This is a genomic window from Frankia canadensis (genome assembly GCF_900197875.1).
Taxonomy (GTDB): domain Bacteria; phylum Actinomycetota; class Actinomycetes; order Frankiales; family Frankiaceae; genus Frankia; species Frankia canadensis.
The window spans coordinates 33268-42514 of sequence record NZ_FZMO01000279.1; the positions used below are offsets into that span (position 1 = coordinate 33268).

A 9247-nucleotide genomic window follows, 5' to 3' on the forward strand; every position below is an offset into this window, starting at 1 on the left:
TCCCGGCGCACCAAGGCCACCCTAGCCGCGACAGCATCATCATGCCCGCCATCGCGGTCGAACCGGCTGGTCACGCCCAGCACGGCCGATCCCCGACCAGCCCGTACCCGCCCTGCCGTGCCGGCGGGTACGGACGACAAGGACCGCCGAGTCTGATCAATCTGGCCAACCGCGACAGAAGACCGCCCACCGAAAGTGGCCAACAACAGCCGTCCCTCCAGCAGGAACTGGCCATCCTCGCGCGATCCCTACAGCGGCCGAGGACGGCCAGATCGTCCACGACGGTCACACAACGGGTGGTGAGGATGCGGTGAACGCGGATGCGTACCGTTCTGGACCTTCTACGATGCGTCCATGCTGCGACGTGGCGGTCGTCCGCCTCTGCGCCAGGCGAGTGCCGGGGTGGCACTGGCGTTCGCGCTGGCGATCGCGGTGGCTCCGGCCGCCGAGGCCACCTCCGACCACCCGTCCGGCTCCGCGCCCGCCCCCTCGGTCTCTCCCTCGCCCGCCTCGGCCGCCATCGCCTCGCCCGCTGCCTCGGTCGCTTCCGCGCCCAGCCCGGTGCCGGGTGCGTCCCCCGACGGCGCTGCTGTCGCCGCGCTGCCCGGCGCGTCCGCGACGGCGCCGCGGCTCACCCTGGTGCTGTTCCAGAAGGACGTGGTGCTCGTCGGCGGGCGGAACTTCCCGGTCGGGGCCGCGGTGCGCCTCGTCGCCGTCGGCGACGGCCTGGGCGCCGAGACGTCGGCCACGGCCGACGCCGACGGGCGTGTCGTCGTGGGCTTCCTGGTCCCGGGTGGCTACAGCGGTCCGGTCACGGTGACCGCCACCGCTTCCGCGCCGTCCAACGGCGCCTCACCCGCCAGCGCGACGCCACCGACCCCGACCCCTTCGCCCGCCTCGACCGCCACGCCCGCGCTCCCGACGCCCACCACCACGACGCCCGCCGGCCCGACGCCCCCCGGCCCGACACCCGCGAGTACGGCGGCCGCGAGTACAGCGGTCAGTGAGGGCGGAGGCCTCCTCACGGCGTCGGCGACCCTGTCCGTCACGGTGCCCACGGGCGCCGCGCAGGGCGCGGTCGTCTCCACGCCGCCCGGCGCGACGCCGCCCGCATCCCCGTCTCCGGGCGGGTCGGCGGCGGGCACGGCGCGACCGCCCGCGGCCAGCCCCGCACCGTCCGCCTCGCCGGCCACGGTCGCGTCAGGCGCGGGCTCGTCAGCGGCCGTGCCGCCGGCCGGACCGACGCCGTCCGGTCCGCCGGCCGGCGCGGGCTGGCGGCTCGTCTTCGGGGACGACTTCACCGGGACCGACCTCGACCGGACCCGCTGGCAGCTGTGCAACCCGAGTTTCCGCGCGCTGTGCCTGCCCTGGAACGACGAGAAGCAGGTGTTCAACACCGCGGCGACGAACAACCCGAACGTCACGGTCGCGGATGGCGCGCTGCACCTGACCGCGACCCGTGACGCCGACGGGCAGATCCGCTCCGGCATGGTGAGCACCGGGCCCTGGCCGGCGTCCTTTGGCACCCCGCCCGCCGGCTACCGCGGGTTCTCGTACACCTACGGCTACTACGAGGGGCGGGTGCGCATTCCCCGCGGCAACGGATTCTGGCCGTCGATGTGGGAACTGCCCGTCAGCAGCGGCCAGGGCGCGGCCGGCTGGCCCGACACGGGCGAGATGGACGTCTTCGAGATCCCGGGGAACAACCCGACCGAATATCACTTCACCGCGCACTGGGGTGGAGGCGGCGGTGCCTGCGGGCACCCCTGCTCACCGCAGCAGGCGACCATCTCCGACGCCTCCGCCGACTGGCACGTCTTCGGTCTCGACTGGGAGCCCGACGGCCTGACCTGGTACGTCGACGGCCAGAAGATGGGGCGTACCGTCACCGACCCGGGTGCGGTGAAGAACACCCCGTTCTTCGTCATCGCCAACCTCAGCGTCGGCGGAACCTGGAAGCCGCTGGGCGCCGGCGTGGACGCCAGCACGCCGTTCCCGGCCAGCATGGACATCGACTACCTGCGGGTCTACCAGCGATCCTGACGAGGTCGGGACGAGGTGGGACCGGGTGCGGGGTGCCGTGGACGTCGAGCCGATCGCCCGAAGCCTGCGGGTCGTGCCGATCGACTGACCGGCCGCGTCGAGGGACGGCGGACGACCGGCGGACGGCCGAGGCCCGGCGCGTCCGGGTCGCTCAGCCGAGGATGGTTGACGGTCGTGCCGTCGCCGGGCGCCGACTCGATGGCCAGCGTGCCGGCCACCCGGGTGACCCGGCGGCGCATCCCTGCCAGCCCGTACCGTCCCGCCGGGGACGGGGTGTCCGTCGCGAAGCCCGCGCCGTCGTCGGCGACGTCGAGGAGCAGCACGTCGTCGAGATAGCTCAGCGTCAGATGGCCTGGCAGGTGACCGACTACTGCCAGGAGGCGGAGTGCGGGGCGATGACGAGGACGACGCGGCGCGGGGCGTCGGGGAGGCCGTCGTAGGGCAGCTGGTAGCGGCGGGCGAGGACGTCGAAGAACGCGCCGTCAGGATCGGGCTCGATCGCCTCGACCTCGCCGCGCACCTCCAGATAGCGGTACGGCTGGTCGGGGTCGTGCACGGACAGGGCGACGCGCGGGTCGGCGACGGCGTTGCGCCCCTTCTGGCGGTCACTGGTCGTGGTCAGGCGCAGGTGGGTGCCGTCCCAGCGAAACCAGACCGGGTTCGACTGCAGGCGCCCGTCCGGTCGCAGCTGGGCCAGGTGGCCGAACAGCGGCCGTTCGAGCAGGTCGCGGTGGCTGTCGGGGATGGTCATGCGACTCCTCGGCCGTCGGGGGAGCGAACGACCGCGAGCCTATATCAAGGGCTTGATACGTATCAGAGGCTTGATATCGGCGTGGCGTCGGTCGCGGCGTAGGTGGACAGGACGGCCGTCGCCCGTGCGAGCAGCGTGCGCAGGGTGGCCAGCTCGGCGTCGGTGAAGGCGTCCGCGAGCCGGCGCTCGACGGCCACGGCCGCCGCGTCGGCGGCGCTCACCAGCTCCCGGCCGGCCTCGGTGAGCTGGGCGAGCTGGACCTTCGCGTGGACGGGCGAACCGCCGCGGGACACCAGCCCCCGACCCTCCAGGATCGCCAGCAGGCTCGCCATCGCCTGCGGTGTCACCCCGCAGCGCCGGGCCAGCTGCGCGCCGGACGTGCCCCCCTCCCGCGCCCGCGACAGCGACAGCATCGCCGCGTACTGGGGAACGGACAGGCCGAACGCCCGCAGTACACGGGTCTTCTCCCGCATGAGGGCCTGCTCGGCCTGCTTGATCGCCAGACCGGGCCGGCCGTCGGGATCGTCGACGAACGGATCCGCCGCCGACGGCGCCGCACTGGTCGTCCTGCTCGCCTCCTGCACCGCTCCAGCCTGCCACCGGCCTGGCAGCCGGGTCGCGCCCGCGGCGTCGCCAGCCGGACGGGCCGGTGCCCACCATGGCGTGCGACCGAGCGGCGGCCGGGCCTGGTGGAAGGCGCCGGGATCGGCTCGGGTCGGCGGAAAACGCGTCGACACCCACGCACATCGCCACTACCGTTACGTTCTGTGCATGTGATTGGGTCGCGCCGCCGGGGGCAGCCGCCTCCCCCCTGGGTGGTCTGGGAGGCGCTGACCACGCCGAACCGCGACCCCCGGCGGGTGTGGCTGATCCCTCACAGGGGCGAGGTCCCGCCCCGGGTGATCGAGGCGGACCGGCCGCACCTGGTCGTCTGGTCGTCGCTGTGGACCAACCGTCCGGGCTACGTCATCCGGTTCGACCTGGAGCCCGCGGGCCAGGGGACGAGTCTGCGCTGGACACTGCTGGCCCCGGACGAGCCCGCGCCCGAGGTCGTCGGCGGGCTGCGCTGGCGGATGAACGAGCTCATCAACGCGCGTCTGCGCTACTCCTTCGGCCAGTAGGCGGCGCCTGGCGCGCGAATCCGGGCCCGGGGCCCGGGTGAGCAGGGGGCCGTTCAGGTGGGTCGCGGAGCCGGTGGTGGCGGTGACGCGTGGGAAGGCGCATCGTCCGCGTACCGGGCGGTTGGCTGTGGAACGTCGCGCTCGACGAGGGTTGCCAGGCCGTCGAGGACGCGGGTCAGACCGAAGCGGTAGGCGTGGTCGGGATCGTGGGCGCTGCCGTGGGCCTCGCCGGCGGCGGCGCCCACCCGGCTGGCCAGGGGATAGCTTTGCTCGTCGAGCACTCGGGCGAGCAGGGGGCCGACCCGGGCCCACCAGCGGGCGTCGTCGCGCCCGTCCTGCTCGGCGGCGATCGTCGTCGCCTTCTGGTTCGCCGACCGCGCGTTCGCCTGCACGAAGGTCAGCAGGTAGGTCAGGCAGTCGTCCATCTCGACGTCGGTGAGGCCGAGGCCGTCGAGGGCGGACAGCTCGTGCTCGTACTTCGCCATGAGGCCGGGGCCCAGCGGCGGGCGCAGCGTGGAGACCTCGGCGGCCCACGGGTGTGTGCGGAACAGCTCCCGGTTCTCCTCCGCGACGGCGGCGAGCCGTTCCCGCCACCCCGCTCCCGCGGTGTCGGTGCGGGGCATCCGGGCGTAGACGGCGTCCAGCATGAGATCGAGCAGCTCGGCCTTTCCCGGCACGTAGGTGTAGAGGGTCATCGGCACCACGCCGAGCAGGCGCGCGAGTGCCCGCATGGTGACGGCGGCCAGCCCCTCGCGGTCGGCCAGCGCGACGGCCGCGTCGATCACGGTCGCGAGCGTCAGCCCGCGGGCCGGACCGCGGCGGGGGCCCGCGGGTGCCGTGCCCCACAGCAGTTCCAGGGTGCGTGCCGGGTCGCCGGCACTCGAACGTTCGTCGACCACCTGGTCATCATCGTCGACAGAACTCTGTACGATGTATCCTGTACGGCGTACGTCATTTTGGTCGATGGCTCTCGTGGGGGTTCATGTGAAGATCAGTTCGTCCGCGGTCTCGTTGAACGTCGACGACGTGGCGGCGTCGTCGGGCTTCCTCGCCCGGCATTTCGGGTTCACCGAGCGGATGGCGGCGGACGGCTTCGCCTCGCTGGCCCGCGACGACGCCGGGGTGAACGTCGTCTTCCTACGCCGCGGCCTGGCCACGCTGCCTGCCGACCAGCGTGAGGATCACGCGCGGGGCCTGATCCTCGCCTTCGTCGTCGAGGACCTGGAGGGCGAGCTCGCGCGGCTGCGGGCCGAGGGTGTGGCGATCACGATGCCGCTGACCGAGGAGGAGTGGGGGGAGCGGGCGTTCCAGGTCCGCGACCCCAACGGCGTCATCGTCCAGCTCGTCGACTGGAACGGGACGGGCGAACCGGCCGGGGATCCGGCGGCTCGGGTCAGTGGCGGTCGCAGGCGGGCTGGATTCCGATGCCGGCGTAGTAACGCGCGGCCTCGGGGGCGAGGGGGATCAGACAGTAGACCGAGCTGGTCGTGATGGCCCGGTTCGCCGTCTCGAAGTGCCGGCCGTCGGAGTCGTCGCCCCACAGGGCGCCCTCGAAGTCCGCGCGGTGCTCGACGAGATCGCGGGCCGTGAAGGCGACCAGAGCAGGGTCGGCGCTCTGGTTGACGACCAGGCCGTTCGGCGCGCCCACAGTGGGGACCTGTCCGACGCCGGGGTAGTCCCGCGATGTGATCGTCGCGGTCTCGTAGACGCCTCCCGCCACGAACCGGGTCCCGAGCAGGGGCCGGTAGTAGTCGTCCCAGTTACGCGCCATCGGGGCCAGATAGTCCGCCAGCGGCAGCATCCGCAGGCGAAGGCCGGCCCCGATCGCCCTGGTGATCTGCGGGGTCGGCGCGCCACCCGCCCACAGCACGGCGTCGATCCGCCCGGTGCGCAGGTCGTCCAGGCTGCTGTCGAGGCCCTTGGGCTCGATGGTGACCGGGCAGCTCAGGACGTTCCTGATCAGCACCTCGCCGATCTGCCGGCTGCCCGAGTTCAGCAGGCCGCTGGAGACGCGCCTGCCACACAGCTGCGCCGCGCTGGTGACGGGAGCATCCTCGCGCACCATCAGGTGGACCAGGTCGAGCCACAGCGGTCCCACGGTGCGCAGGGCGTCAAGCGGCTCGTTGTCGAACTGGTTGACGCCGAACCGCGCGTCCACCGTGGTGTTCAGCTGGCTGACCGCCATGACGCAGAGGGAGCTCGCGCCGTCCTGCAGACGGTTCAGGTTGTCCGCGGTGCCGTTGGTGGCCGCCACGTTCACGGTGGTGCCCGGATACCGGGCCTCGATGTGTCGTTTCAGCACGGTGCCGTAGTTGTAGTAGGGCGTGTTCGCCTGTCCCGTCTGGAGGGTGACGGTGGGACAGGCGCCCAGCCGCGCGCCCGCCTGCGGCTTGAGCGCGAGCCACAGGACGGCCGCGAGGACGGCGACGGCCGCGCCGGCGGCCGTCGCGACGAGCAGGCCGGCTCGCCGTGGCCTCGGCGGCGGGGACGCCGTGTCGGTGCCGGCGTCCCCGGTCCCGGCGTGCGTGCCGGGGGCGTCGGGCTGCCCGGCCGCGGCCGGTAGGCCCACGACGACGGTGGTCTCCCAGCCGCGCCGGGCCTCGGCGTCGCCGGCCCGCACCGGATCGGGTTCGTCGTCGCCGAGCAGGCTCGACAGCAGCTGCCGCGCGGTCGGCCGCCGCGCGGGATCCTTGTGCAGGGCCCGGGAGACGATCGGCTCGAGATCCGCCGGCAGCTCGCGCAGATCCGGCGGGTCGAAGCGCACCCGGGACGCCATGTCCGCGAAGCCCCCGTCCCCGAAGGGCGTGCGACCCGTCGCCGCGTAGACCACCACGCCGGCCCAGGCGAAGATGTCCGCGGCGTAGGTGATCTCGACCTGGCCTCCGTGCAGGGCGAGCTGCGCCTGCTCGGGAGCCATGAACGCGGGGGTGAGCCACTGGGGGACGGCCGGCTCGGTCCGGACGTCGCCGGTGTCCCGCCCGAGCAGGGCCGAGGCCACGCCGAAGTCGATGACCCGGGGTCCGTGCAGCGCGAGCAGGACGTTTCCGGGCTTGAGATCGCGATGCACGATGCCGGCGTGGTGAATGGCGCGCAACGCGGTCGCGACGCCGATCGCGAACCGCTTCGTGTCGTTTCCCGACAGCGTCTCGCCCTCGGTCACCTGGCGGCGCAGGTCCGGCCCGTCGACGTACTCCGTGGCGAGAAAGGGAGTGTCCCCGGTGCTGACGTCGATCACGGCGGCGGTGCAGAACGGGTCGACCCGCTGCGCGTTCCGGATCTCCCGAAGGAATCGGTCCCGGAAACCGGGGTCGGCGACGTATTCAGCCCGGATGACCTTCACCGCCACGGGTGTGCCGCGGCTGGTGACGGCGTAGTAGACGGTCCCCATCCCGCCTTCGCCGAGGACCCGCAGCACCTCGTACTCCCCGATCCACCTCGGATCGAACGGCCGCAGGGGCTCGCCGGGGAGCAGCGGCGCCGGGAAGGACGGCTCGCTCATCCCTGCTGCCCGCACGAAAAGTGACATTTCCACCGGGTGCGGAATGGCTGGCCAGGGCGTGGCTGACGCGGGGTCGCCGGAGAGGTCCGCATCGGGCGGTCGGCGCTGCAGGGCCGCCGGGTATCCCCGGCCTGACGTTCGGATACCCGCGTGCCGATGCCTGTCACCATTCTCCCCGACGCCTTGTTCCCCACCAGGACGCGACCGGATCGTGCCCCTGCCGGGACGTCCAGCGTGGGCCATGACCATACCGGAGAGAAAAGCCCGTCACGAGGAGGCCGGCCGCCACCCGGGATTTCGCGAGGCGCCGGAATGCGGGTGGTGGGGCCGGCGCGGGTGATCGGAGGGTACGGTGCTGGGTGGCGATGTTCGCGGGGTGCCCCGGGTGACCGGGGAGAATCGGGAAGCCGGTGGGAGTCCGGCACGGGCCCGCCGCGGTGACCGGGGAGTCGCCGTCCACGCGCGCACGCGCGGCCACTGGGCCTGACCGGCCTGGGAAGGCGGACGGTACGACGTCGATCCGGAAGTCCGAAGACCGGCCCCGCCTCGACGCCGCCCGTCCAGGGCGGCCCGACAGCGGGAGCCTGCCATGCCCGTCCACCATGATCTGGATGACCACCTGCGGCGTGCCGCGCTGTACGAGCTGGTACACCGCCGCCGGGATGTGCGCGGCGAGTTCACCGGCGCGCCGGTCGCGGCCGAGGTGCTCACCCGCATCCTCGCCGCCGCGCACGCCGCGCCGAGTGTGGGGCTCAGCCAGCCCTGGGACTTCGTCCAGATCATCGACGGCGGGACCCGGCGAGCCTTCCACCGTCACGTCCAGCGGGAACGGGCGGTGTTCGCGGACACGTTGACGGGGGAACGGGCCGAGCGGTTCGCCCGGATCCGCATCGACGGGGTGCTCACGTCGTCCCTGTCGCTGGTCGTGACCTATGACCCGGCGCGCGGCGGGCCGGCGGTGCTCGGCCGGCACGCCATCGCCGACGCGGGCCTGTACTCCGTGTGCCTGGCGGTGCAGAACCTGTGGCTCGCCGCGACCGCCGAGGGGCTCGGCGTGGGCTGGGTGTCGTTCTACCGGGAGGAGTTCGTGCGGGACCTGCTCGGCATCCCGGCCGGGATCCGACCGGTCGCCTGGCTGTGCCTCGGGCCGGTGACGCGGCTCGCCGCTCGGCCCGACCTGGAACGGCATGGATGGGCCCGGCGCCGCCCGCTGGCCGACGTCGTGCACGCCGAGCGGTGGGGGGCACGCGGCGAACCGGCATCGGCGGGGACGGCCTGCGGCCGGGACTGACCCGGAGGTGGGACGCCCGGTCGGGCGGCGCGCGGCCTGATCGGGCGCGCCCGGCCGGGCGGCGACGAGCGCGGACGCGCCGTGTGGCGGGCGGGCGCACCGCATGGGCGGGCCGCGTCAGTGCAGGGCGACGGCCGTGCGGGCGCGCCGCATTCCCGACGGGGGCGGGCGCCGCCATCCCCCGGTGAGCAGAACCATAGTCGCGCCGGTCCGCGCGCCCGCGTGCGTGCTGCATTCTGGCCTCGGACATCGACGGCCGATCCGCCCGGCGGCAGCGCCGAACCGGAGTTACCCGGCAGGGTGATGCCAGGCCATCTGGCGGAGTCGGCGCGGGAGAGGGGACGCGGGCGCGAAATGTGGGGAGAGGGAGAATCCGCCGCGCGCCGGTGAGAACGCGCCGCGCGCCGGTGAGGTCATGTCACGCGCTGACGGGGAGGCTGGCCGGTGGGACGGGAATCGGGTCCGGGTCGCGGGACATCCCCGCGGGGCGGCGGCATGTCCGACGGCCGGCCAGGGACGGCGCCGGTGGGGTGACGGGGCGG

Annotated in this window: 9 protein-coding genes and 1 riboswitch; of the genes, 5 read left to right on the plus strand and 4 right to left on the minus strand. The window is 73.6% G+C overall.

The window, feature by feature from the left end; translation table 11 throughout:
• Nucleotides 1-354 precede the first annotated feature (354 nt).
• Together C1A33_RS33795 and C1A33_RS35090 are read left to right on the plus strand one after the other, a co-directional pair.
• Nucleotides 355-2043 carry a glycoside hydrolase family 16 protein gene (locus C1A33_RS33795; protein WP_207770400.1) on the plus strand — a complete coding sequence of 563 codons (1689 nt, stop codon included), beginning with the start codon at nucleotides 355-357 and terminating at the stop codon, nucleotides 2041-2043.
• A gap of 165 nt (nucleotides 2044-2208) precedes the next feature.
• Complete coding sequence (locus tag C1A33_RS35090; RefSeq protein ID WP_165818495.1) at nucleotides 2209-2379, plus strand: hypothetical protein; 171 nt, start codon at nucleotides 2209-2211, stop codon at nucleotides 2377-2379.
• Between the two features lie 31 nt (nucleotides 2380-2410).
• Here C1A33_RS35090 and C1A33_RS20570 read toward each other — a convergent pair whose 3' ends face one another.
• Both C1A33_RS20570 and C1A33_RS36835 read right to left on the minus strand, forming a co-directional pair.
• Nucleotides 2411-2794: a PPOX class F420-dependent oxidoreductase gene (locus C1A33_RS20570; protein WP_101833061.1), complete on the minus strand. Its 384-nt coding sequence runs from the start codon at nucleotides 2792-2794 to the stop codon at nucleotides 2411-2413.
• Nucleotides 2795-2856: 62 nt separating this feature from the next.
• Nucleotides 2857-3531 carry a MarR family winged helix-turn-helix transcriptional regulator gene (locus tag C1A33_RS36835; protein ID WP_243407764.1) on the minus strand — a complete coding sequence of 225 codons (675 nt, stop codon included), beginning with the start codon at nucleotides 3529-3531 and terminating at the stop codon, nucleotides 2857-2859.
• Between the two features lie 36 nt (nucleotides 3532-3567).
• Here C1A33_RS36835 and C1A33_RS20580 point away from each other — a divergent pair, with 36 nt between their 5' ends.
• A complete protein-coding gene (locus C1A33_RS20580; protein ID WP_243407765.1) occupies nucleotides 3568-3915 on the plus strand; it encodes an SRPBCC family protein in 348 nt (115 codons plus the stop codon).
• 53 nt (nucleotides 3916-3968) lie between these two features.
• On the opposite strand, the gene C1A33_RS20585 is transcribed toward C1A33_RS20580, so the two are convergent.
• Complete coding sequence (locus C1A33_RS20585; RefSeq protein WP_101833063.1) at nucleotides 3969-4814, minus strand: TetR/AcrR family transcriptional regulator; 846 nt, start codon at nucleotides 4812-4814, stop codon at nucleotides 3969-3971.
• An 85-nt stretch (nucleotides 4815-4899) separates the two neighbouring features.
• On the opposite strand from C1A33_RS20585, the gene C1A33_RS20590 reads away from it, so the two are divergent.
• On the plus strand, nucleotides 4900-5406 hold the full coding sequence (locus C1A33_RS20590) for a VOC family protein (RefSeq protein ID WP_101833064.1): 507 nt from the start codon (nucleotides 4900-4902) through the stop codon (nucleotides 5404-5406).
• On the opposite strand, the gene C1A33_RS20595 is transcribed toward C1A33_RS20590, so the two are convergent.
• Entirely contained in the window at nucleotides 5309-7414 is a 2106-nt protein-coding gene (locus C1A33_RS20595; RefSeq protein ID WP_165818496.1) for a serine/threonine-protein kinase, read from the minus strand. The genes C1A33_RS20590 and C1A33_RS20595 overlap by 98 nt on opposite strands.
• Nucleotides 7415-7774: 360 nt before the next feature.
• A riboswitch (cobalamin riboswitch) is annotated at nucleotides 7775-7972 on the plus strand.
• Nucleotides 7973-8003: 31 nt separating this feature from the next.
• On the opposite strand from C1A33_RS20595, the gene bluB reads away from it, so the two are divergent.
• Nucleotides 8004-8705 carry a 5,6-dimethylbenzimidazole synthase gene (bluB, locus tag C1A33_RS20600; protein WP_101833066.1) on the plus strand — a complete coding sequence of 234 codons (702 nt, stop codon included), beginning with the start codon at nucleotides 8004-8006 and terminating at the stop codon, nucleotides 8703-8705.
• Nucleotides 8706-9247 lie beyond the last annotated feature (542 nt).